Genomic DNA, 23,229 nt, shown 5'->3' with positions numbered 1-23,229 from the left:
GCCCGGCGCGGAAAGGGGACGGCATGACGACCGCGACCGCAACCCCCGCCCCGTACAAGCGGATTGCCGCCGCGCTCGGCACCGGCATCCCCGTCTACGCCCTGCTCGTGGTGCTCCTGCTCGCCCTCGCGGTCACCGATCCCGGCTTCTACGAACTCGACCGCTTCCTCGCCTTCGTCAAACGCGCCGCACCGCTCGTGATCCTCGCGGCCGGCCAGTACCTGGTCATCGTCAGCGGCGAGTTCGACCTGTCCGTAGGGGCGATCGTGACCGCCGGCGTCGTGGTCGCCGCCCAGCTGTACGGCTCGTTCCCCGACGCGCACTGGCTGGTCATCAGCCTCGCCCTGGTGCTCGCCGGAGCGGTCGTGGGCCTGGCCAACGGGCTGATCACCACGGCCCTGCGCGTGCCGTCGTTCATCACCACGCTCGGCATGATGCTGATCCTCGAAGGCGCCGTCTTCTACTGGACCGGCGGCTCGCCGAAGGGCGTGCTGCCCGAGGACTTCCGCGCCCTCGGCCGCAACTCGGCCTTCGGCTGGCTCCCCTGGGCCGTCCTCGTCTGCCTCGCCGTCGGCGCGTTCGCGGTCTGGCTGATGCGCCGCGACTACGGACGCACGCTGCTCGCCACGGGAGACAGCGAGCGCACGGCGGCCCTCGCGGGTGTACGGGTGCACCGCGTCCGCGTCCTCGCCTTCGTTCTGTCCGGGGTCGCCGCCGCGCTCGCCGCGGTCCTCGTCGGCGGCTTCTCCGGGGTGTCCGCCCAGGCCGGGCGCGGCCTGGAGTTCGAGGCCATCACCGCCGTCGTGCTCGGCGGTGTGGTGCTCGGCGGCGGGCGCGGCTCCGTGGTGGCCGCGATGGCCGGCGCCTTCTCGTTGCAGGCCCTGTTCACCCTGCTCAACCTCCAAGGCGTCTCCGGCGCCCTGGAGTCCACCGTCCAGGGCGTGATCGTCATCGCCGCCGTCGGTCTCGGGGCCGCCAACTGGTCCCGTGTCCGCGGCGCCGCCGACCGCTCGCGTCTCCGCCGTCGTGCCGACTCCCCGGGAGGGACACCCTCATGACACCCCTCAGGAAGCACAGACTCCTCGCGCCGGGCGCCGCGGTGTTCGCCGCCGTCCTGCTCGCCTCCTGTTCCAGCGACGCACCGCCCGCATCCCCCGGCGCCTCCGCCTCGCAGAGCCAGGACGACAAGGCCACCGAGCAGTCCAAGTTCTTCGAACAGGACGAGTACGAGCGGCAGATCAGGCTCGCGGACGTCACCCCCGAAGGGCCGGCGGACAAGCCCTGGGAGCAGATGCTCGAGCCGGAGATGCGGGACACGGCCGAGTTCAAGAAGAAGGGCGGCCTCGCCGGCACCCATCTCTGCTTCTCCAACGCCGGTGTCTTCAACCCCTGGCGGCAGGTCGGCCTGAAGAACATGCAGGCGGAGGTGAAGCTGCACAAGGAGATCACCAAGTTCACCGTCCTGGACGCGCAGGGCAAGGACGACAAGCAGATCTCCGACATCGAGGAGCTCACCGGCAAGGGCTGCGACGCCCTGATCGTCTCGCCCAACACCACCGCCACCCTCACCCCTGCCGTCGAGGCCGCCTGCGCGAAGGTCCCGGTCATCGTCTTCGACCGCGGCGTGCAGACCGACTGCCCCGTCACCTTCATCAACCCCATCGGCGGATACGGGTACGGCTCGGTTGCCGCCGACTTCCTGGTCGAGAAGGTGAAGCCCAAGGGCAAGATCCTGGCCCTGCGCATCTCGCCCGGCGTGGACGTCCTGGAGAACCGCTGGTCGGCCGCCAAGGTCGCCTTCGACAAGAGCGAACTCGACGTCGTGGAAATCAAGTTCACCGAGGGCGACACCGCCAAGACCAAGTCGATCGTCGCCGACGCCATCTCCCGGCACGGCCAGATCGACGGCGTCTGGATGGACGCGGGCGCCACCTCCGTCGCCGCGATCGAGGCCTTCGAGGACGCGGGCGTGGACGTGCCGCCGATCACCGGCGAGGACCAGCAGGACTTCCTGAAGGCATGGAAGGACAAGAAGCTCACCGCGATCGCCCCGACCTACCCCACCTTCCAGTGGCGCACCCCCGTGATCGCCGCCCTCGACATCCTCGCCGGCAAGCAGGTGCCCAAGGAGTGGAAGCTCCCGCAGCCCACCGTCACCGAGGAGAACCTGGACGACTACCTCCAGGAGGGCATGCCGCCGCTGCACTACGCCATGTGCGGCTGCGAGGACCTGCCCGGCTTCCCGAAGGACTGGGGCGGCAAGTGACAGCTCCCGTACGGAAGATCGGCGCCAACCCGTGGATCTGGCATTCCCCGGTCGGGCAGGCGGCACTCGCCGAAGTGCTGCCCCGCCTGGCCGGGTGGGGCTTCGACTGCGTGGAACTGCCCCTGGAGCAGGCCGCGGACTGGGAGCCCGCCGCGGCCGTGAAACTCCTGGAGGCCGCCGGCCTGCGCCCGGCCGCGGTGATCGCCGTGATGCCGCCCGACCGCAACCTCGTCCGCGCGAGCGGCGAGACCGTCCGCGCCACCCAGGACTACCTGCGCCGCTGCGTGGACGCCGCGCACGCGATCAGCGCGCCGGTCGTCGCCGGGCCCGTCTACACGGCGGTCGGGCGCACCTGGCGAATGGACCGCTGCGAGCGCGAGGCGGCGTACGAGGAATGGCGCGGGAACATCGCACCCGTCGTGGAGTACGCGCAGCGCGCGGGCGTCCGCATCGGCGTCGAGCCGCTGAACCGGTACGAGACCAGCCTGTTCAACACCGTCGGGCAGACCCTCGAAGGCCTGGACGGACTGCCCGCGCAAGGCATCGGCATCGCGCTGGACACGTACCACCAGAACATCGAGGAACACTCCCTGCCCGCCGCCGTCCGCGCGGCGGCCGGGCGCATCGCCCACGTCCAGGTGTGCGCCAACGACCGGGGAGCGCCCGGCAGCGACCACCTCGACTGGAGCGGGTTCCTCGACGCCCTCGACGACGTGGACTTCCACGGGCCGCTCTGCATCGAGTCCTTCACCGCGCACAACGAGACCATCGCGGTCGCCGCCTCCGTCTGGCGCCCGCTCGCCCCGACCCAGGACACCATCGCCACCGCGGGCCTGGGCTTCCTGCGCCGGCTGCTCGCCGCGCGCTCCTGAACCCCCACACGCACCACCGCTCTGACAATCCGGCACCCCCGCAAGGCCGTTACGACAGAGAGGAACCCTCATGGGATGTCATGCGGGTGACACCCGATCGGCCGGGACGGAACCGTCCGGCACCCGGTCGCCCTCTTCGCCCGACCCCCGAAGAGCCCGCCGTCACCGCCGCGCCCGCAGAGGCCTGATCGCCGGACTCGGCGGACTGCTCCTGGTCGGGGGCGTGCTGCCCGCGACCGCCGCCGAGACGGAGGACCGCAAGGCCCCCGCCTTCCGCGCGCTCGTGTTCACCGAGGCCGTGGGCTACGTCCACGGCTCGATCCCCGACGGCATCAAGATGTTCGAGGAGGAGGCCGCCGAGCACAATTTCGAGATCGTCAAGAGCGCCGACTCCAAGATCTTCGCCGACCCGGCCCTCAACGACTTCGACGCCATCGTCATGCTCCAGAACTCCGGCATGGTCTGGGACACCGAGGCCGAGAAGGAGGGGCTCCAGAAGTTCGTACGCTCAGGCAAGGGCGTCGTCGCGATCCACAACACCCTCGACATGGGCGTCGAGAACGAGTTCCCGTGGTGGGACGAGACCATCAACGCCGGCGCCCACATGCCCTCGCACTCGCCCGGCGTGCTCCAGGGCACCGCGAAGGTGGCGGACCGCGTGCACCCCTCCACCAAGGGACTTCCCGAGCGCTGGGAGCGCCCGGAGGAGTGGTACAACTTCGACAAGAACCCCCGGGGCGACGTGCACGTCCTCGTCACCGCCGACGAGACCACGTACAACCCCGGCGGCGACGCGATGGGCGCCGACCACCCGATTTCCTGGTGCCGCGGCACCGAGGGCGGCCGCGTCTGGGCCACCGCGATGGGCCACGACAAGGCCTCGTACACCGAGGAGTTCTTCCGCGACCACGTGGTCGGCGGGCTCAAGTGGGCCGCGGGCACGGCGGCCGGCGACTGCGGCGGCACCGTCTGGAACGCGTACGAGAAGGTCACCCTCGACGACAACACCGCCGACCCGATGGAGCTGGACGTCGCCAAGGACGGCAAGGTCTACTACGCCCAGCGCAGCGGCGAGGTGAAGGTCTTCGACCCCGCGACCCACACCACCACCGAGGCCGGCAAGCTCGACGTCTACACCGGCGGCGAGGACGGCCTGGTCGGCCTCGAACTCGACCCGTCCTTCACCGAGAACCACTGGATCTACCTCTACTACGCACCCGCGGGCGCGACCGAGGACATCAACCGCCTCTCCCGCTTCACCGTCAAGGACGGCAAGCTGGACCCGGCCAGCGAGAAGAAGCTGCTCGACGTCCCCGCGTACCGCGACCGCTCCTTCCCCGAGCCCGGACACACGGGCGGCGCCGTCGAGTTCGGCCCGAACCGCACCCTGTACCTGTCCACCGGCGACGACGTCCCGCCCAACCTCGACCCCGATTGGCAGGGCTACGCGCCCATCGACTGGCGCCCCGGCAAGGGGCGCCTGGACGCGGCCCGCACCGCGGGCAACACCAACGACCTGCGCGGCAAGATCCTGCGCATCAGGCCCAAGGACACCGGCGGTTACACCATCCCGAAGGGGAACCTCTTCGCCCCCGGCACGGACAAGACCCGCCCCGAGATCTACGCCATGGGCTTCCGCAACCCCTTCCGCTTCACCGTCGACCCGAAGACCGGCTACGCCCACGTCTCCGACTACGGGCCCGACCGCGGCGCCCCCACCACCGACCGCGGACCCGAGGGCCTGGTCGAGTACAACGTCATCAAGAAGGCGGGGAACTTCGGCTGGCCGTTCTGCCACGGCAACAACCAGGCCTACGCCCCGTACAACCCGGACACCGGTGAGGTCGGCGCCAAGTTCGACTGCGCCAAGCCCACCAACCCGTCCCCGAACAACACCGGCCTGAAGGACCTGCCGCCGCTCCAGCAGCCCGAAGTCTGGTACGGATACGGTGAGTCCGAGGAATTCCCGGAGATGGGCACGGGCGGCTCCGCGCCCATGAGCGGTCCCGTCTACCGCTACAACGCCGACAGCACCTCCGAGACCAAGTTCCCGGCCTACTTCGACGGGGCGAGCTTCTTCTACGAGTGGGCGCGCAACGACGTCAAGGAGATGCGCTTCGACCGGGACGAGAAGCTGCTCAAGATCAACGACCTGTTCACCTCCATGAAGTTCGCCAAGCCCATGGACATGACCTTCGGTCCGGACGGCTCGCTCTACGTCCTCGAATGGGGTTCGGAGTTCGGCGGCGGCAACAACGACTCCGGTCTCTTCCGCATCGACTACGCGCAGGGCAAGCGCAGCCCGGTGGCCAAGGCCACGGCCTCCGCCACCAACGGGCCCGTCCCGCTGAAGGTGGACTTCTCCAGCGAGGGCACCAAGGACCCGGATGGTGACGCACTCACCTACTCCTGGGACTTCGACGGAGACGGCACCTCCGACTCCACCGAGGCGAACCCGTCCCACACCTACACCACCGCGGGCGACTTCAACGCCCAGCTGAAGGTCACCGACTCCACCGGCAAGGAGGGCTTCGCCAACATCCCCATCACTGCGGGCAACACCGCACCCGTGGTGAAGATCGAGACCCCGGTCGACGGCAAGCTGATCACCTTCGGCGACAAGATCCCGTACAAGGTCACCGTCACCGACCCGGAGGACGGTCCGATCGACTGCACCAAGGTCACCGTCAACCCGGCGCTCGGCCACGACGACCACGAGCACCCGACCACCGACATCCCGGGCTGCGAGGGCACGGTGGACACCGGGGACCTCGGCGGTCACCCCGAGGGCGCGGACCTCACCTACGTCCTCAACGCCAAGTACACGGACAAGGGAGGCAATGGCGCGAGCGCGCTGACCGGCTATGGCCGTTCCGTCATGCACCCCAAGCACAAGCAGGCCGAGTACTACGACGACCAGTCCGGCACTCGGATCGTCTCGCAGGCCGGCGCCGAGAACGGCAAGCGCATCGGTGACATCGGCAACGGCGACTGGGTGGCCTTCGAACCGATGAGCGTCGAGGGCATCGCCTCGATCAGCTACAAGGTGTCCTCGCCCTACGGCGTCGGCGCGATCGAACTGCGCGCGGACGCCCCCGACGGCAAGCTGCTCGCCACCACCCCCGTACAGAACACGGGTGGTTGGGACACCTACCAGGAGACGGTGAAGACGCCGGTGGAGGCGCTGGCCGGCACACACAAGCTGTACCTGGTCTTCACCTCGCCGCAGGCCAGTCCGTACGACCTGGACGCGGTGACCTTCCACAGCGAGTAGCCCGTACGACAGCTGCTCGGCGTTTCGTGCGGAGCAGCCCGGAGCGGTCCCGGCTCCTTTGCTTCCCCCTGATCACCAAGGGAGCCGGGACCGCAGGCAAAGGCCCCTCGATACGCCCCTGTGCGGGGGAGTAACGAGGGGCCTTCGCGCTCCCCGTCAGCGAGTGCCGACCGCCGCCCTCACGGCCCGGCGGGCCAGAGCGCAGTCGTCGTGCAGCCGCCTGAGCAGCAGCCGCTGTTCCTCGCCGGACGGCGCGGCACCAGGATGGGCCGGGCCCGGTGCCGCCGGGGTCGCCTCGCGCATCGTGCGCTGCACCGCCATCTCGTAGGTCCTTATCTCCCGGGTCAGCACCAGCATCAGGTTGACCAGGAAGGCGTCACGGGCCGCCGGGCCCGCGGACTGGGCGAGCTGGCTGATCTGACGGCGCGCGACCGGTGCGTCGGCGAGCACCGCCCACAGCGTCGCCAGGTCGTAACCCGGCAGGTACCACCCGGCGTGCTCCCAGTCGACGAGCACCGGGCCGGCGGGGGACAGGAGCATGTTGGACAACAGGGCGTCGCCGTGGCAGAACTGGCCCATCGAGCCGCTGCCCGCGGACTTGGAGATGCCGTGCAGCAGCTTCTGCAGATCGCCCAGGTCCCGGTCCGTGAGCAGACCCAGCTCGTGGTACCGGTTGATCCGCGCCGCGTAGTCCAGCGGGGCGTCGAACATCCCGGCCGGCGGCCGCCATGCGTTGAGCCGGCAGATCGCCCCGAGCGTGGCCCTGATGTCGGCACGCGGCGGCGCCTCGGCCGGATGGCGTTGCAGGGCCGCCACCCGGCCGGGCATCCGCTCGATCACCAAAGTGCCATTCTCGGGATCGGCGGCGATCAGCCGCGGCACACGGACCGGTGGCCGGTGCCTCACAAAAGATCGGTACGTGGCTATTTCATGGCGGATCCGCTCCGACCACGCCGGCGAGTGATCCACTAAGCACTTCGCGACCGCAGTCATACGTCCCGTCGTACCGACGAGCAGAACGGAGCGTCCGCTGCGGCGCAGCACCTGCACCGGGTTGAACTCCGGGCAGATCCGGTGCACCGACGCGACAGCCGTACGCAGCTGGGCGCCCTGGGGGCCGGACAAGTCGAGTCTCCCGCTGAGCGGTTGAGTGCCGAACCCCGCGGCCCCCCGAGCGCCTGGTGCGCCCGGAGCCCGCAGCGTCCGACCGGTGCCCGGCACGACGCCCGCCGGGCGGGCGGGGGCGAGGTAGGGGCCCCCGGACTGCCGGGTGGTGGACGGCCGGGGCGGGGCGGACACGGAGGACGATGCTGTGTACATGGGCGAGACAGATCCCTTCGTGCGCCGACGAGTCACTTGCGCTGCCCGGCCCGACTGCCGCTCGCACCCTGGGGAATGCGGTGCGGCCGCCGGGTCGGGGTGGCGCATTCCTACCTGACACCCGAGCGGGTGTGGCGAACCAGCGAGTGCACCCTGGCGAACCCTGGCGAATAGTCGCTCAGCAACTGACAGAGGGTTACTGTCAACTCAGCCGAGAACCTGGGGGCTTGACGTGAGCAGCGGACCAAATGCCCGACTGAGTGACCTGTTCGGCCTGGCCGGCTGGTCCAAGGGAGAGCTCGCGAGGCTGGTCAACCGGCAGGCGGCGGCCATGGGCCACCCGCAGCTGGCGACCGACACTTCGCGTGTGCGCCGCTGGATCGACATGGGAGAGATCCCGCGCGATCCGGTGCCGCGGGTACTTGCCGCATTGTTCACCGAGCGTCTTGGCCGTGTCGTGACCATCGAGGACCTCGGTCTGGTCCGGCACGGGCGCATGGGGAAACGGCAAGGCGGCCGGGAGGCGGAACACCCCGACACACTGCCGTGGGCGCCCGAGCGGACTGCTGCGGTCCTCACCGAATTCACGGGAATGGACCTCATGCTCAACCGACGCGGCTTGGTGGGCGCGGGCGCCGCGCTTGCCGCGGGCTCCGCACTCACCAGCGCCATGCACGACTGGCTGCACACCGATCCGGCCCTCTCCGCCGACGCGCCCAGATTCCACGACCCCCTGCACGCCGACCCCGCTGGGTACGACCGCTATGAGGCCGCCCCCATCGGGTCGCAGGAGATCGAGGAACTGGAGCGTTCGGTCGAGGTCTTCCGCGCCTGGGACGCGGCCCGCGGCGGCGGGCTGCAGCGCAAGGCAGTGGTGGGCCAGCTCAACGAGGTCGGCGGGATGCTCTCGTACCGCCACCCCGACCATCTCCAGCGCCGCCTGTGGGGCGTCGCTGCCAACCTGGCCGTGCTCGCGGGATGGATGTCCCACGACGTCGGCCTCGAACCGACCGCCCAGAAGTACTTCGTCATCGCGGCCCACGCGGCCCGCGAAGGCGGCGACCGGCCGCGCGCCGGCGAAGCGCTCTCGCGGGCGGCCCGCCAGATGGTGCACCTGGGCCGGCCCGACGACGCTCTCGACCTGATGAAGCTCGCCAAGTCGGGCTCGGGCGAGGAAGTCCTGCCCCGCACGAAGGCGATGCTCTACACCATCGAGGCCTGGGCACAGGCGTCCATGGGCAAGGGCCAGGCCATGCGCCGCACCCTGGGCGAGGCGGAGGACCTCTTCGTCTCGGACAAGGGCGATGTGCCGCCGCCGAGTTGGATGCAGATGTTCGACGAGGCGGACATGCACGGCATGCAGGCCCTGGCGTACCGCACCCTGGCGGACCATGACCCCTCGGCCGCCGCGGTCGCGCAACGCCACGCCAAGGAGGCACTGGAACTGCGCGCCAAGGGCCGCCAGCGCTCCCAGATCTTCGACTACATCTCCCTCGCCTCGGCCTGCTTCATCGCCGACGACCCCGAACAGGCGGACCGCTACGCACGGTTGGCGCTGATGTCCATGGGCGAGACCTCCTCGCACCGGACCTGGGACCGGCTGCGGGAGATGTACCGGCTCACTGGTCAGTACGCGGGCTATCCGAAGATCGAGGACCTCCGCGAGGAGATCCAGCTGGCGCTGCCGAAGCGGGCGAAGTCGGGGGGTGCGGGGACGGCGCGGGCCTGAAGGGCCGCTCGACTGCGGGGTGGTGTCGTCGGGGTGCCGTGACGCGGAGGTGGTGCGGCGCACGGGGGCTCAGTGCTGAGTGCCCTTGCGGCCGTGGTTCGTTACGGGTGCGTGCGGCGTTTTGCCCTGCCTGGTTTCGGCCTGGCTTCCAAAGTGGCGTACGCCTGCCCGCACTTGGTGGGGGGTCGTGTGCCGGTGCGTGCTGCGCAGATGCCGGGGCGGTGCCGGAGGTCACCTCACCCGCCGACCAGCCCCACCAACACACAGGCGTCGTCCTCCCGTTCGCCCCGCTCGCCGAACTCCTCCACCACGGCCCGGACGCAGTCCTGTGCCGTGCGGGCGGTGGCGAAGCGGGGGGCCAGGGACAGGAGCCGTGCGCGGGACGCCTCGCCGTCGCGGTGCGGAGCGAGGCCGTCGGTGTGCAGGACCAGGAGGTCGCCCGGCTCCAGCTGCTCGCTGGCCTGCTCGTAGACCGCACCGGACGTGGCGCCGAGGAGCACGCCGTCGGGGGCGTCGAGGGCGCGCCCCGTGCCGTCGCGGAACAGCAGCGGCGCGGGGTGGCCGGCCTGGGACCAGGTGAGGGTGCGGGTGTGCGGGTTGTAGCGGCAGCACACCGCGCTGCCCAGGGCCGGCTGGACCGAGGCGTCAAGGAGCTGGTTGAGCCAGCCCATCAGCTTGCCGGGCTCGGCGCCCGCCACGGCCATGCCGCGCAGCGCGCCGAGCAGCATCGCCATGCCCGACGTGACCGTCACCCCGTGGCCGGTGAGGTCGCCGACGCTGAGCAGCGTCTCGCCGTCGGGCAGGGCGAGTGCGTCGTACCAGTCGCCGCCGATCAGGGCGCTGCTCGAGGAGGGGAGGTAGTGCGCGGCGAGGTCCAGGACGTCGGGGGAGCCGTGCGGGAACCGCAGCGGGCCGCGCCAGGGAGGCAGCACGGCCTCCTGCAACTCGACCGCCAGCCGGTGCTCGGTCTGCGCGATGTGCCGCTGCCGCTGGAGCGAGTCACGGGTCTCGCGCAGGGCCAGCTGGCTGCGGCGCAGCTCGCTGACGTCACGCAGGACCGCCCACATGGAAGCGGTGCTGCCGTCGGCGTCGAGCACGGGCTCGCCCATCATGTGCAGCGTGCGCACACTGCCGTCGTCGCGCACGATCCGGAACTCGCCGTCGATGGGACGGCCGTCGATCAGGCAGTCCGTGACCATCTGCGTCAGCAGGTCGCGGTCCTCGGAGAAGACGAACGTGGGCAGCTCGTCGAGGGTGAGCGGCGGCTGCTCGGGGGAGCGGCCGAAGATCGCGTAGAGCTCGCCGGACCACACCACCTCGTCCGTCAGAAGGTTCCACTCCGCGCTGCCCACGCGGCTCAGGAGCGAGCCGCGGCCCGGCTGCGGCGCCAGCTCCGCCTCGAGGTTCTCCAGGATCTCCTGCTGGTCGAGGTCGGCCGGCCCCCCGTCGCGCAGCTGCGCCAAGTGGTCGTCCAGGTCGTCGAGTTGATGCACGGCCAGCTCGCACAGGGCGCGCTGCCAGCGGCCCTGGGGGTCGTCCTCGTCCGTCACGGCGTCCCGGCGCACCGCGTCGACCTCACCGCGGAGCCGGCGCGTCTGCTGGATCAGCGCGTCGACGGTGCCGCGCTCGGGCGGCTGTGCGGCGGGGCGGTCCGCGAAAATATGGGACGGCATCTCGTACTCCGATACAGGCGCGGTACAACCAAGTCTGACGGAAGGGCCGGTTATGACTCTTGCACAGGTCAGTGGGCCCCGTAAGGGATTTGGCAAGACACGATACGGTGGTGCTTCTGGCATATGTCAAAGTCCACCTGCCCTGCTGGCCGTTGTGATGGCCGAAAGCCAATCCCCCTGTTCCTTAAGGGAGTTGTAAGCCGCCGCTCCCGGCGGGTGGCGCGGCGCGGTTTGGTGTCGCGCATCTGGCCGGATCGGCGCCTCGGTCCCGCGTGCCCCGCACGCACCCCTTCATGCCTGGTCGGACTGGTGTACGCATTGTCGTAACCCTACAAGATCCTCTCGGCAGGCTCTGCGGCCGACAGCATCCGTAAGCGCCCCTGTTGTCTGGAAGTGTCGAGTTCAGGTGATCAAGTTCCCGGCTCCCGGGCGGGGCCGGGTCTTGTGGACCTCCTACTCACCCCGAGAAGAGGCGCGATATGTACGACGATGCGGTGGCCGTCACGGGACTCGGAGCACTGACTCCGCTGGGCATGGACGCGGCGACGACCTGGGAGGGCCTGCTCGCGGGCGATTCGGGTGTGCGGCGGATCGAGGAGGAGTGGGCGGGCGAGGTGCCCGTCTCGGTCGCGGCGCCTCTGCCGGGCGACCCGGCCGAGCTGCTCGGCCGGGTGCAGGCGCGCAAGCTCGACCGCTGCGAACAGGTCGCCCTGCTCGCCGCCCGGGAGGCCTGGCAGCACGCCGGGGCCCCGCAGGTGGAGGGGACGCGGCTCGCGGTGGTGATCGGCACCGGCACGGGCGGGGTGCTCACCACGCTCGGTCAGGACGACACGTACGAGCGCTCCGGCGCGCGCCGGCTGTCCCCGTACGCCGTCCCCATGCTGATGCCCAACGGGCCCGCGGCCTGGGTGAGCATGGAACTCGGCGCGAAGGCGGGTGCCCACACCCCGGTGAGCGCCTGCGCCTCCGGATCGGAGGCCATCGCGGCGGGCCTCGACCTGATCCGGGCCGGGCGCGCGGACGTGGTGGTGGCCGGGGGCGCGGAGGCCTGTCTGCATCCGTTCACGCTGTCCGCCTTCGCGCAGATGAAGGCGCTCTCGGTGGACGACGGCGAACCGGCGGCCGTGTCACGCCCGTTCGACGCGGGGCGCAGCGGGTTCGTGATGGGGGAGGGCGCGGGGATCGTGGTCCTGGAGCGCGCTTCCTTCGCCCGGGCCCGTGCGGCGCGGGTGCATGCATGGCTCGCGGGTGCGGGCGTCTCGTCGAGCGCCGCGCACATCACGGCGTCCGACGCGGAGGGCCAGACGCAGGCCATGCGGACGGCGCTCGCCTCGGCCGGAGTCACCGCGGCCGACATCGGCGTGGTGCAGGCCCATGCGACCTCGACTCCGTCCGGTGATGTGGTGGAGGCGGAGGCGATCGCGACCGTGGTCGGCGACGGGGCGGCCGTCACGGCCGTGAAGTCGCAGATCGGGCACCTGTGCGGCGCCTCCGGTGCGGTGGCCGCGGTCGCCGCGGTGCTCGGACTGCGCGAGGGCGCGGTGCCCGCGATCCGCAACCTGGACCACCCCGACCCCGCGGTCTCCCTCGATCTGGTGAAGGGCGGCCCGCGGAGGGGCAGTTGGGGCGCGGCGCTCACCAATGCCTTCGGGTTCGGCGGGCACAACGTGAGCCTGGTGTTCCGCGCGGCCGCGTGAGGGCAGGGGGCGCTCCCGTCTGCCGGGGGAGCGCCCGTGCCCACCGCGGCCGACTTCGTGGACGCCGTGGCGGGACGACGTGCCCGGCGCCGTCCGGGCGCTCAGGCTTCGCCGGGCGCCGCCCCCAACGCGGGCCGCGCCACCCGCGAATGCAGCGCCGCCATCCCCGCGACGGCCGCCGCGAGCAGGGCCAGCGCGACGAGCGCGGGCACCGCGGCCACCACCGGACCGCTCACCAGGCAGACCCCGCCGCCGACGAGCAGCACCAGTGACCCCTGCCCCGACACCCGGGCCAGAACAGCGGCCGAGGCGAGCAGGAACAGCCCCACGCCGCCGGACAGCGCCCACGCCACGATCCCGTGCAGGGGCTCGGACAGCTCGTAGTGCCCGGTGTCGGCTATCTGGTGCATCGCGGACTTGGCGCCGAGCGCGGTCAGGACGATGCCCGCGATGACGGGCAGGTGCAGATACGTGTACACCTCGCTCGCGAGCTTGGTGCGCTCCTCGTTCTGCACCTGGGCGAGCCGGTGTTCGGCCGGTTCGCTGACCTTGCGGAAGTACATCCACCACAGGCCGGCCGCGACCATGAGGCCGCAGACCGCCGCGGCGATCAGCGGCCACGTCAGCGGATAGCCCGCCATGCCGACGCCCATGGCCACGATGGACTCGCCCAGCGCGATGATCACGATGAGGCTGTGCCGCTCCGCGAAGTGCGCCGGCGAGGCGACCCGCCAGCCGGAGCCGCGCGTCAGGAACACCATCGCGTAGTCGAGCAGCATCGCCGCGGCCCAGATCAGGATCTGCACCGCGCCGTCGAAGGCCGCACCCACGAGGAGCAGGGCGAACGGCGGTGCCACCGAGGTGAGCGCGATGCGGCGCACGGTCGCCCGCAACCGGGCGTCGCCGGGCGCCGATATCCAGTACGAGACCAGGTGCAGCAGCCGCACGGCCCCGTAACAGAGAACGAACACCAGCGGGGCGTCCACGCCGCCCACGCGGTCGCCGTACACCTCGGGGATCGCGAACGCCACCACGAGCATCACGGCCATCACCGCGACGAGCACCGCGAAGAGGGCCCCCGCGTCCGCGCGCACCACGTTCCCGAGCCACGCGAAACAGCACCAGCACCACCACAGCAGCGCGAGGACCACGAGGGAGCCCGCGATCCGGCCCGCCGAGGTGCGGTCCGCCATCAGTGCGGTCACCTGCGTGATGGCATAGACGAAGACGAGATCGAAGAACAGCTCGGCCGGGGTGACCCGATGGTCGTCCCCGGTCGGAATCAGACGCGATGAACTGCTGCCCGCCGGCACTGGCCCCCCACTTGGCACTCGATGCGGCCCCCACCGGCCGCGCTGCGGGCACCCTACAACTCGCCGGTGACACTCCGGCCGACCGGCCGCCGGCGCTCAGGCGGGCACGGCCGGTCCGTGTCCCGCCTGGTCGTCGGGCTCCCCGTCCCAGAGGTCGAACCCGTTCTCGAGTCCCGTGATCCGCAGCACCCGCAGCGGCTGGCCGTGCGCCCGGACGAGGCGCACTGTCCCGTGCCGCCCCCGCACCCGCTGCCGTATCCCGAGCAGCAGCCGCACTCCGCCCGCGTCGAGGAAGGTCACATGGTGCAGATCCACCACGACCGCGGGTCTCGCGCTCGGGATCAACCGGGCCGCGCGCGGCGCCAGTTGCTCGTCGGCCCAGATGTCGAGTTCTCCGCTGAGCAGGAGGAAGAGGGTGCTGCCGGCCGTGCGGTGCTCCAGGCCGAACGTGAAGTCCGCGGTCCCCATGGCCACTCCCGAGGCCCCCATCCTGTGACGCGGAGTGACGAATATCCTCCGCGGGCTGCGTCGGTACGGGCGCCGGCCGTCACAAGCGGAAGCTGCGGCGGTGCGGCGCCATCCGTGTCATCCCCGCTCAGGGCGGTCCGTACCCCCAACCGTACGATGAATAACGGAGGTTGGTGGCCAGTCTGGCTTGAATCGTGATGGTGACGGTGCGTTAGTTTCCGTGCGGTGGGGAGACGGCCGGATAAGGTGCCGCAGTGCAGCACGATCCCGACACGGCCGCCGCATCCCGGCAGAAGCCGCACCAGGCCTCCGTCCTCGCGGCCGTCGCCCTCGGCGGCGGCATCGGCGCCGTCGCGCGCCACGCGGCCTCGCGCGCCTGGCCGACGGCCATGGACGCCTTCCCGTGGACCACGCTCTGCGTCAACGTCGTCGGCTGCGCGCTCATCGGCATCCTGATGGTCACGGTCACCGAGACAGGCCGGCGGGTCCCGCCCCTCGTGCGTCCCTTCCTCGGCACGGGCGTCCTCGGCGGCTTCACCACCTTCTCCACCTACGCGGTGGACGTTCAGCACCTCATCGAGCGCGGCCACCCGGCGACGGCGCTCACCTACCTCGCCGGCACGCTCGCCGCGGCCCTCGCTGCCGTGTGGCTCGCCTCCGCCGCCACCCGCAAGGCCCTGGGAGTCCCCGTATGACCTGGCTGCTCGTCCTGGCCGGCGGCATGCTCGGCGCCCCGCTGCGCTACCTCACCGACCGCGCGGTCCAAGCCCGTCACGCCACGGGCTTCCCATGGGGCACCTTCACGGCCAACATGGCGGGCTCCGTGCTGCTCGGCTTCCTCACCGGCGCCGCGCTGTCCAGCCACGCGCTGCTGTTCCTCGGCACGGGCCTGTGCGGCGCCCTCACCACGTACTCGACCTTCTCGTACGAGACGCTCGCACTCGCCCGCGGCGGCGCCGGCCTCCAGGCGGCGGCCAACGCGCTGGGCAGTGTGCTCGCGGGCCTCGGCGCGGCGTACGTCGGCCTGACGCTGGCCCAGGCCTTCTGAGCGGCCTTCGTGGCCCGGGCCCCTTGAGCTGCCCGGCATCCGCCCCAGCCGTCGATTCGCCTGCCTAAGCTGACCACCATGGCCGGGCTGCTCGCGTACGCCCTCCTGTCCGCCGGATTCGCCGCCGTGCTCGGCCTGTGCGCGCTGCTCGCCCGCCATGTCCGCAGGCGCGGGACAGGTGGCGCGGGGGTCGCGGCGGCGATGGCCGCGTACGACGAGGCCTTCCGCGTGACCGCCTACGAGGCGCACCAGGGGATCACCGCCCAGGCGGAAGGCGCAAGGCGCCGCTCCTGTGCCCGGACGACCTGGGCGATCGGGCGGCATCCCCGTATCGCGCTGGCGCCGTCACGGCCGCCACGCACCGCACCCCACGCCGCGGCATGAGAGCACTCCTGCGCAGGCTGCGCCACGCGCGCTGAGCCGCACGCGCCTGAGCTCCCCTCGTACGGCGCCGCCCTCGCCCGACCTGCGCCTCGTACGGAGCCGCCCTCACCCGACCTGCTCCTCGTACGGAGCCGGACCCGCCTGAGCTGCCCCCGTCCCGAGCCGCCCTCGCCCTGGGCCGCGCCCGAGGGCCCGCCCAGCCCCGTATCGCCGACGTGGCCGCAATCACGCCCCCCGCCCCGCATTCCGCCAGGCCCGCCCACCGGCGGCCGACTAGGATAAGCCGGTTGTTCGGCGTCAGGCCGGACAACCCCGGGCAAACCAGGGACGCATCGGCACCACCCGCCGTACGACCGGCACCGGCACCCCGCCGCGTCGGACGGCACCACCCCTGGGCAGCCGTGGCCTCGACGATGGGACCCGATGGACGTCACCCGTACGAACGCCCAGCTCACCGGCGAGGAGTTCGCCGGCTCGGAGTTCACGAGCGCGGAACTCACGCTGCTCGACGCGGAGCTGAGCGAACCGTTCGACGACCTGGCCCACTTCACCGCCGGACCGGCCGCCCCGGCCCGCACCCTCGTCGACGTCCTCGACGCCACCGTGCGCACCCACCCCGACGAGCTCGCCCTGGACGACGGCACCCGCCGCCTGACGTACCGGGCCCTGGCCGCGGAGGTGGAGCAGCTACGGCAGCGGCTCGACGAGGCGGGCGTAGGCCTGGGCGACCGCGTCGGCGTACGCGTGCCGAGCGGCACCAACGACCTGTACGTGGCGATCCTCGCCGTGCTCGCCGCGGGCGCCGCCTACGTCCCGGTGGACGCCGAGGACCCGGACGAGCGCGCCGAGTTGGTGTTCGGCGAGGCGGACGTGCGGACCGTGATCGGCGCGGGCCACACCTTCACCGTGGACAAGCCCGCCGACCACCCGGCCGCTCGCCCCGGCACCGGCGACGACGCGTGGATCATCTTCACCTCGGGTTCGACGGGCAAGCCCAAGGGCGTGGCCGTCAGCCACCGCAGCGCCGCCGCGTTCGTGGACGCCGAGGCCGCGCTGTTCCTGACCGACGACCCGATCGGCCCGGGGGACCGCGTCATGGCCGGTCTGTCCGTGGCCTTCGACGCCTCCTGCGAGGAGATGTGGCTCGCCTGGCGGTACGGCGCCTGTCTTGTGCCCGTGCCGCGCTCGCAGGTCCGCAGCGGCGCCGACCTCGGCCCGTGGCTGATCGAGCAGGAGATCACCGTCGTCTCCACGGTGCCCACGCTCGCCGCCCTGTGGGAGCCCGAGGCGCTGGCCGACGTCCGCCTGCTGATCTTCGGCGGTGAGGCCTGCCCGCCCGAGCTCGCCCAGCGCCTGGTCACCGAGGGCCGCGAGGTCTGGAACACCTACGGCCCGACGGAAGCGACCGTGGTGGCCTGCGCCGCCCTCATGACCGGCGAGGAGCCCATCCGGATCGGACTCCCGCTGAACGGCTGGGAGTTGGTGGTCGTCGATGAGCAGGGCCGCCCCGTCCCGATGGGGGAGAGCGGCCAGCTCGTGATCGGCGGCGCGGGCCTCGCGCGCTACCTCGACCCCGAGAAGGACGCCGAGAAGTACGCGCCCCTGGAGTCCATGGGCTGGCAGCGCGCGTACCGCAGCGGCGACCTCGTGAAGGCCGAGCCGGAAGGCCTGGTCTTCCTCGGCCGCGGCGACGAGCAGATCAAACTCGGCGGCCGGCGCATCGAACTCGGCGAGGTGGACGCCGCCCTTCAGGCCCTGCCCGGCATCGCCGGCGCGGCCGCCGCCGTCCGCACCGCACGCAGCGGAAACCAGCTGCTCGTCGGCTACATCGTCACGCAGGACGGCTTCGACCACGCCCGCGCCGTCGAGCGGCTGCGCGCCGAACTGCCCGCCGCCCTGGTCCCGTTGCTCGCCCCCGTCGACGACCTGCCCACCCGCACCTCCGGCAAGGTCGACCGCAACGCCCTGCCGTGGCCGCTCCCCGACGTGGAAACCCCCGGCGGCAGCGAGCAGTTGTACGGCACCGAGGCCTGGCTCGCCGAACAGTGGGCCGAGACCCTCGGCATCCCCGTCACCGGCGCCACCGACGACTTCTTCGCGATCGGCGGCAACAGCCTCGCCGCGGCCCAGCTCACCACGCGGCTGCGCGAGCGCTATCCGTCGGCCGCCGTCCTCGACATCTACGAGCGGCCCGTCCTGCGCAAACTGGCCCGGCGCCTGGAGAAGTCGGTCCAGGAGGACAGCACGGCGCGGCGCATCGAACCGCTCCCGGTCCGCGCCCAGGCCGTACAACTGCTCCTGATGATCCCGCTGTTCACGCTCGTCGGACTGCGCTGGACCGTGGCGCTGGCCGCGCTCGGCAACGCCCTTCAATGGTTCGGCCCGTACGCCTGGGCGCCGACCGCGTCCTGGTGGCTGATCGGCGCGGGCACCCTGCTCCTGTTCACCCCGCCGGGCCGCCTCGCGCTCGCCGCAGGCGGTGCCCGGCTGCTCCTGCGAGGCGTGCAGCCCGGCACGTATCCCCGCGGCGGCAGCGTCCACCTGCGGCTGTGGACCGCCGAGCGGCTGGCCGAGTGCACCGGGGCCACCTCCCTCACGGGCTCGTGGCTGGAGCGGTACGCGCGCGCCCTCGGCGCGAAGGTCGGACCCGACGTCGACCTGCACTCGCTGCCGCCGGTCACCGGGCTGCTCAAACTCGGCCGCGGCTGCGCGGTGGAGACCGAGGTGGACCTGTCGGGCCACTGGCTGGACGGCGACCGGCTGCACATCGGCACCGTCAAGGTCGGCGCTCGCGCGGTGGTCGGCACGCGCAGCATCCTGTTCCCGGGAGCCCGCGTGGGCAAGCGCGCCGAGGTCGCCCCCGGTTCGGCCGTACGCGGTCAGATCCCCACCGGGCAGCGCTGGGCGGGCTCGCCCGCCGAGAAGACCGGCAGGGCCAAGCGCGACTGGCCCGCCCAGCGGCCGCCGCGCGCCGTGCACTGGCGCGTCATGTACGGCCTGACCGGTATCGCGCTCGGTCTGCTCCCGGTCGCCGCCGCCGTGCCCGCCCTGCTCGTCGCCCGTGCCTTCCTGCCCGCCGAGGCCGCGTTCGCCGAAGCCGTACGGGGCGCCGCACTCGCGCTCGTCCCCGCGACCCTCGCCTTCGGCCTCGCGTACGCCCTCCTGATCCTGTGCGGGGTACGGCTCCTGAGCCTGGGGCTGCGCACCGGCACCCACCCCACGCACAGCCGCACCGGCTGGCAGGCGTGGACCGTCACCCAGCTGATGGACCTGTCGCGGCAGGTGCTCTTCCCGCTGTACGCGGGCCTGGTGACGCCCGTGTGGATGCGGCTGCTCGGCATGCGCATCGGCCGCGGCGCCGAGGTCTCCACCGTCCTCGCCCTGCCGAGCCTGACCACGGTCGGGGAGGGCGCGTTCCTCGCGGACGACACGCTCACCGCCCCCTACGAACTCGGCGGCGGCTGGGTGCGGATCGGGCGGGCCGAGATCGGCCGGCGCGCCTTCCTCGGCAACTCGGGCATGACCGCGCCCGGCCGCAGCGTGCCCGACGACGGGCTGGTCGGCGTCCTGTCGGCCACTCCGAAGAAGGCCAAGAAGGGCAGTTCGTACCTCGGCCTGCCGCCGGTGAAGCTGCCGCGCGCGGCCGCCGACGCCGACGACAGCCGCACCTACGCGCCGCCGCCCGGCCTGCGCCTGGCCCGCGCCCTCGTCGAACTGTGCCGGATCGTCCCGGTGCTGTGCTCGGCGGCCCTGCTCCTGCTCACCGCCGCGCTGCTCACCGCCTTTGCCTCGTACGGGCTCTGGCTCGCGGCGCTGCTCGGCGGCTGCGTCCTCATCGCCGCCGGAGTTCTGGCCTGCCTTGTGTCGGTCGGGGCCAAGTGGGCACTCGTGGGACGGCATCGCACCGGCGAGCATCCGCTGTGGTGCGGCTTCGTCTGGCGCAATGAACTCGCCGACACATTCGTCGAGATGCTGGCCGTCCCGTGGCTCGCCGGTGCGCTGCCCGGCACCCCCGTGATGAACCTGTGGCTGCGGGGCCTTGGCGCGCACATCGGCCGGGGCGTGTGGTGCGAGAGCTACTGGCTGCCGGAGACCGACCTGGTCACCCTCGAGACCGCGACCAGCGTGAACCGCGGCTGTGTGCTCCAGACGCACCTCTTCCACGATCGGATCTTGAGGACGGATACTGTGGTCCTCCGCGAGGGCGCCACCCTGGGCCCGGGCGGAATCGTGCTGCCCGGCAGCGAGGTCGGCGCCCGGAGCACCCTGGGCCCCGCGTCGCTGGTGATGGCCGGCGAGTCGCTGCCGGCGGACACCCGCTGGCTCGGCAACCCGATCGAGGCCTGGCGCCCCTGAGCCGGCTCCACGCGGAGCTGCGGGAGCAGCACCGCGGACGAGCGACGAGTGCGACAGGGAAGCGAGCACACCAGGCGTGAGCGGGCACCAGAAGACGGCGGCGGACCCCTACTTCCCGGACCACGGAGACCTCCGCTACCGGGTGCACCGCTACGAGCTGGACCTCGACTACCGCCCGGGACCCAACCGTCTGGCCGGCACGGCCCGCATCAGCGCGATCGCGGGCCGCGCCGCGTTGAGCGAGTTCCAGCTCAACCTGGGCGACTTCCGTATCGGCCGGATCCGCGTCGACGGGCGCGCCGCGCACTACGCGCACCGGGGCGGGCGGCTGCGCGTGAAGCCCGCGAAGGCGCTGCCCGCCGGCAAGGCCTTCACGGTCGAGGTGCACTACTCCGGCAATCCCAAGCCCGTGAACAGCCCGTGGGGGAGCCTCGGCTGGGAGGAGCTGACCGACGGCGCGCTCGTCGCCAGCCAGCCGGTCGGCGCCCCCTCCTGGTACCCGTGCAACGACCGGCCCGCCGACAAGGCCGCCTACCAGATCTCGGTCACCACACCCTCCGCCTATCAGGTGGTGATCGGCGGCAAGCTGCTCACCCGTACGACCAAGTCCTCCACCACCACCTGGCTGTACGAGCAGCCCGCCCCCACCCCCAGCTATCTGGTCGGCCTGTCCATCGGCAAGTACCAGACCGTGCTGCTCGGGGACCCGGGCCTGGCGGGCGTTCCGCAGACCGGGCACTTCCCGGCACATCTGCTCGCGGAGTTCTCGCGCGACTTCGCCCGCCAGCCGCAGATGATGACCCTCTTCGAGGAGCTCTTCGGCCCGTACCCCTTCGGCGAATACGCGGTGGTCGTCGCCGACGAGGAACTCGACGTGCCGGTGGAGGCCCAGGGCCTGTCGCTGTTCGGCACCAACCACGTGGACGGGGCGCGCGGTGCGGAGCGGCTCGTGGCGCACGAACTCGCCCACCAGTGGTTCGGCAACAGCGTCACCATCGCCGACTGGCGGCACATCTGGCTGAACGAAGGCCTCGCCAAGTACGCGGAATGGCTCTGGTCGGAGCGCTCGGGCGGACGTACGGCCGAGGACCTGGCCGCCGCCGCCCACCGCCTGCTCGCCGGGAAGCCCCAGGACCTCACCCTCGCCGACCCCGGCCGCAAGCTCATGTTCGACGACCGGCTCTACGAGCGCGGCGGCCTCGCCGTGCACGCGGTGCGCCGCGCCCTGGGCGACGAGGACTTCTTCCGCATGCTGCGCGCCTGGCCCACCCTGCACCGCGGCGGCGTCGTCACCACCCAGATGTTCACGGCCCACGTCGAACGCCATACGGACCGGCCGCTGGACGAGCTGTTCCGTGCATGGCTGTACGAGGGGAAGCTGCCCCGACTGCCCGCGCGCTGAGGCGAACTGCCCATGCGTTGAGGGGAACGGTCCGTACGTCCCGCACGTCACACCTCCGACACGGCACCCTGCCGTGACCGCGGGCCTTTGCGAGGGCGGATTCATGCGTACGCGACAACTCCTCGGCGCACTCACCCTGTTGCTGGCCCTCGCGGCCTGCGGGGAAGACGCCACCGTGAGCACGCCGCCGCCGAGCGGAGGCGGCGCGGAGCAGCAGCGGGCGCAGGAGGTGGCCGACGCGTGGCGCGGCTCGGACGCGGCCCGGCAGTGGCGCGAGGGGTTCTTCCCGCTCGACGAGATGATCTGGACCCCGCAGGACGCCTGGCACTCCGCGCAGGACAAGAGCGCCTACGGCGATGGGCGGTTCGAGGTGGCGGGCGCGCTGCCCGACGAGACCGGTAAAGGGGGGATCACCTGGGAAGGCGGTGCCGAGCCGCTGGACGTCGAGGTCCTTTCGGCGCGCGACACTCTGGAGCTCTTCGGCTCCTCGAAGCAGCCCGGCGAAGGGCCGCGGCTTACGGTCACCGGCGCGGAACTCGACAGCCGCGAGGTCAGGACCAGCAGGGGCCCGGCCCGAGTGCCCGTCTGGCACTTCACGTTGAAGGGCTACGACCAGCCGCTGATCCGCGCGGCACTCGCCCCGGACGCGGTCGCGAAGGCGCCGATCGGGCCGGTCCTGCACCAGTCCTACGAGCAGATGCCGCTGGAAGGCCTCAAGTCCGTGGCCCGCGAGGGGCGTTCGCTCGTGGTCCTCGCGGGCCACGGGGCGTGCGACGACGGTCCGGCGGTGCAGGTCCTGGAGACCGGTGAGAGCGTGGTGCTCTCGGCCTCCGTGCGCGGGGCGAGCGACGATCCGTGCACGGCGCAGCTGTTGGTCGAGAAGGTCACCGTACGGCTGAAGCAGCCGCTGGGGGAGAGGGTGCTGCTCGACGCGTTCAGCGGGCTCCCCGTGGAGATGGCGCCGCGCTGAGCATCGCGGCGAACACCGCGCGGGCCGCGCGCACCGCCTCGTCGCCCAGCTCGGCGACGAGGCGCTCCTCGTACGCCTGATGGAAGGCGTGTCCGGCCGCGAGCAGGCCCCGGGCCCGCTCGGTGAGCTCCACGCGCCTGGCCCGCCGGTCCTTGTCGTCCGGTACGCGCTCCACGTACCCGGCCCGCACCATCTCGTCCACCGTCTTCGCCGCGCCCTGGTGCGTGATGCCGAGCCGGCCGGCCAGCTCGCCGATCGTCAGCCGCTCGCCGGCCAGGACCTTGAAGGCGAAGCCGAAGCTCTCCTTGGCGTCGCCGTATCCCGACTCCGCCAGGTGCGCGTGGAGCTCGTCCACCATGCTCCGGAACGCGAAGCCGAGCAGCACGCCGAAGTCGTCCTGACCGTCCATGTCCCTGTGCCTTCCGCTCGATGCCGCGCCCGCGACTCCGCGTCATGA

17 protein-coding genes are annotated in these 23,229 nt (G+C 71.9%); 12 read left to right on the top strand and 5 right to left on the bottom strand.

Annotated features, from left to right (window positions below; genetic code table 11):
• Positions 1-23: 23 nt before the first annotated feature.
• From BLT97_RS15245 to BLT97_RS15230, 4 genes are all read left to right on the top strand, one after another.
• The gene (locus BLT97_RS15245) at positions 24-1,058 is read left to right on the top strand and encodes an ABC transporter permease (RefSeq protein WP_093610297.1); all 1,035 of its coding nucleotides are present in this window, start codon (positions 24-26) and stop codon (positions 1,056-1,058) included.
• Positions 1,055-2,266, top strand: coding sequence for an ABC transporter substrate-binding protein (locus tag BLT97_RS15240; RefSeq protein ID WP_093610295.1), 1,212 nt, complete (start codon positions 1,055-1,057; stop codon positions 2,264-2,266). Before BLT97_RS15245 ends, BLT97_RS15240 begins: the two co-directional genes overlap by 4 nt.
• Positions 2,263-3,138, top strand: a complete 876-nt coding sequence (locus BLT97_RS15235) for a sugar phosphate isomerase/epimerase family protein (protein ID WP_093610293.1) — start codon at positions 2,263-2,265, stop codon at positions 3,136-3,138. Before BLT97_RS15240 ends, BLT97_RS15235 begins: the two co-directional genes overlap by 4 nt.
• A 70-nt stretch (positions 3,139-3,208) precedes the next feature.
• A complete protein-coding gene (locus BLT97_RS15230) occupies positions 3,209-6,412 on the top strand; it encodes a ThuA domain-containing protein (protein ID WP_093610291.1) in 3,204 nt (1,067 codons plus the stop codon).
• A gap of 156 nt (positions 6,413-6,568) precedes the next feature.
• Here the strand turns inward: BLT97_RS15230 and BLT97_RS15225 are convergent, their stop codons facing one another.
• Complete coding sequence (locus tag BLT97_RS15225; RefSeq protein ID WP_093610289.1) at positions 6,569-7,732, bottom strand: aminoglycoside phosphotransferase family protein; 1,164 nt, start codon at positions 7,730-7,732, stop codon at positions 6,569-6,571.
• Between the two features lie 232 nt (positions 7,733-7,964).
• On the opposite strand from BLT97_RS15225, the gene BLT97_RS15220 reads away from it, so the two are divergent.
• The gene (locus BLT97_RS15220) at positions 7,965-9,461 is read left to right on the top strand and encodes a DNA-binding protein NsdB (RefSeq protein ID WP_093610287.1); all 1,497 of its coding nucleotides are present in this window, start codon (positions 7,965-7,967) and stop codon (positions 9,459-9,461) included.
• A 236-nt stretch (positions 9,462-9,697) separates the two neighbouring features.
• On the opposite strand, the gene BLT97_RS15215 is transcribed toward BLT97_RS15220, so the two are convergent.
• Entirely contained in the window at positions 9,698-11,134 is a 1,437-nt protein-coding gene (locus BLT97_RS15215; RefSeq protein ID WP_093610285.1) for a PP2C family protein-serine/threonine phosphatase, read from the bottom strand.
• Positions 11,135-11,613: 479 nt separating this feature from the next.
• Between BLT97_RS15215 and BLT97_RS15210 the strand changes: the two genes are divergently transcribed.
• Entirely contained in the window at positions 11,614-12,831 is a 1,218-nt protein-coding gene (locus tag BLT97_RS15210) for a beta-ketoacyl-[acyl-carrier-protein] synthase family protein (RefSeq protein WP_093610283.1), read from the top strand.
• Between the two features lie 101 nt (positions 12,832-12,932).
• On the opposite strand, the gene BLT97_RS15205 is transcribed toward BLT97_RS15210, so the two are convergent.
• On the bottom strand, positions 12,933-14,144 hold the full coding sequence (locus BLT97_RS15205) for a low temperature requirement protein A (RefSeq protein WP_093610281.1): 1,212 nt from the start codon (positions 14,142-14,144) through the stop codon (positions 12,933-12,935).
• Between the two features lie 96 nt (positions 14,145-14,240).
• Complete coding sequence (locus BLT97_RS15200; RefSeq protein WP_176953774.1) at positions 14,241-14,612, bottom strand: STAS domain-containing protein; 372 nt, start codon at positions 14,610-14,612, stop codon at positions 14,241-14,243.
• Between the two features lie 254 nt (positions 14,613-14,866).
• Here BLT97_RS15200 and crcB point away from each other — a divergent pair, with 254 nt between their 5' ends.
• The 6 genes from crcB to BLT97_RS15170 all read left to right on the top strand — a co-directional run bounded on the left by crcB (position 14,867) and on the right by BLT97_RS15170 (position 22,772).
• Positions 14,867-15,307: a fluoride efflux transporter CrcB gene (crcB, locus tag BLT97_RS15195; RefSeq protein ID WP_093610277.1), complete on the top strand. Its 441-nt coding sequence runs from the start codon at positions 14,867-14,869 to the stop codon at positions 15,305-15,307.
• Positions 15,304-15,660 (top strand): fluoride efflux transporter FluC, encoded by a 357-nt coding sequence (locus BLT97_RS15190; protein WP_093610275.1) that lies wholly within the window; start codon positions 15,304-15,306, stop codon positions 15,658-15,660. The genes crcB and BLT97_RS15190 overlap by 4 nt, the downstream gene beginning before the upstream one ends.
• A 78-nt stretch (positions 15,661-15,738) precedes the next feature.
• Positions 15,739-16,044 (top strand): hypothetical protein, encoded by a 306-nt coding sequence (locus tag BLT97_RS15185; RefSeq protein WP_176953773.1) that lies wholly within the window; start codon positions 15,739-15,741, stop codon positions 16,042-16,044.
• A 423-nt stretch (positions 16,045-16,467) separates the two neighbouring features.
• Complete coding sequence (locus BLT97_RS15180; protein WP_093610273.1) at positions 16,468-20,400, top strand: Pls/PosA family non-ribosomal peptide synthetase; 3,933 nt, start codon at positions 16,468-16,470, stop codon at positions 20,398-20,400.
• Between the two features lie 76 nt (positions 20,401-20,476).
• Positions 20,477-21,802, top strand: a complete 1,326-nt coding sequence (locus tag BLT97_RS15175) for a M1 family metallopeptidase (protein WP_093610271.1) — start codon at positions 20,477-20,479, stop codon at positions 21,800-21,802.
• A gap of 103 nt (positions 21,803-21,905) precedes the next feature.
• On the top strand, positions 21,906-22,772 hold the full coding sequence (locus tag BLT97_RS15170) for a hypothetical protein (RefSeq protein ID WP_093610269.1): 867 nt from the start codon (positions 21,906-21,908) through the stop codon (positions 22,770-22,772).
• On the opposite strand, the gene BLT97_RS15165 is transcribed toward BLT97_RS15170, so the two are convergent.
• Positions 22,738-23,181, bottom strand: coding sequence for a MarR family winged helix-turn-helix transcriptional regulator (locus BLT97_RS15165; protein WP_093610267.1), 444 nt, complete (start codon positions 23,179-23,181; stop codon positions 22,738-22,740). The two genes, BLT97_RS15170 and BLT97_RS15165, sit on opposite strands and share 35 nt — an antisense overlap.
• Positions 23,182-23,229: the final 48 nt, after the last annotated feature.

The organism is Streptomyces indicus (genome assembly GCF_900100315.1).
Lineage (GTDB): Bacteria > Actinomycetota > Actinomycetes > Streptomycetales > Streptomycetaceae > Streptomyces > Streptomyces indicus.
The sequence above is the reverse complement of the archived record's forward strand: the minus strand, read 5'-3'. Positions and strand labels throughout refer to the sequence as shown.

Bases quoted from the DNA above. Each gene is read 5' to 3' on its own strand.
- BLT97_RS15185 (WP_176953773.1), top strand. From the start codon at position 15,739: ATGGCCGGGCTGCTCGCGTACGCCCTCCTGTCCGCCGGATTCGCCGCC.
- BLT97_RS15210 (WP_093610283.1), top strand. From the start codon at position 11,614: ATGTACGACGATGCGGTGGCCGTCACGGGACTCGGAGCACTGACTCCG.
- BLT97_RS15170 (WP_093610269.1), top strand. From the start codon at position 21,906: ATGCGTACGCGACAACTCCTCGGCGCACTCACCCTGTTGCTGGCCCTC.
- BLT97_RS15190 (WP_093610275.1), top strand. From the start codon at position 15,304: ATGACCTGGCTGCTCGTCCTGGCCGGCGGCATGCTCGGCGCCCCGCTG.
- BLT97_RS15165 (WP_093610267.1), bottom strand. From the start codon at position 23,181: ATGGACGGTCAGGACGACTTCGGCGTGCTGCTCGGCTTCGCGTTCCGG.
- BLT97_RS15230 (WP_093610291.1), top strand. From the start codon at position 3,209: ATGGGATGTCATGCGGGTGACACCCGATCGGCCGGGACGGAACCGTCC.
- BLT97_RS15180 (WP_093610273.1), top strand. From the start codon at position 16,468: ATGGACGTCACCCGTACGAACGCCCAGCTCACCGGCGAGGAGTTCGCC.
- BLT97_RS15245 (WP_093610297.1), top strand. From the start codon at position 24: ATGACGACCGCGACCGCAACCCCCGCCCCGTACAAGCGGATTGCCGCC.
- BLT97_RS15225 (WP_093610289.1), bottom strand. From the start codon at position 7,732: ATGTACACAGCATCGTCCTCCGTGTCCGCCCCGCCCCGGCCGTCCACC.
- BLT97_RS15240 (WP_093610295.1), top strand. From the start codon at position 1,055: ATGACACCCCTCAGGAAGCACAGACTCCTCGCGCCGGGCGCCGCGGTG.
- BLT97_RS15215 (WP_093610285.1), bottom strand. From the start codon at position 11,134: ATGCCGTCCCATATTTTCGCGGACCGCCCCGCCGCACAGCCGCCCGAG.
- BLT97_RS15200 (WP_176953774.1), bottom strand. From the start codon at position 14,612: ATGGGGACCGCGGACTTCACGTTCGGCCTGGAGCACCGCACGGCCGGC.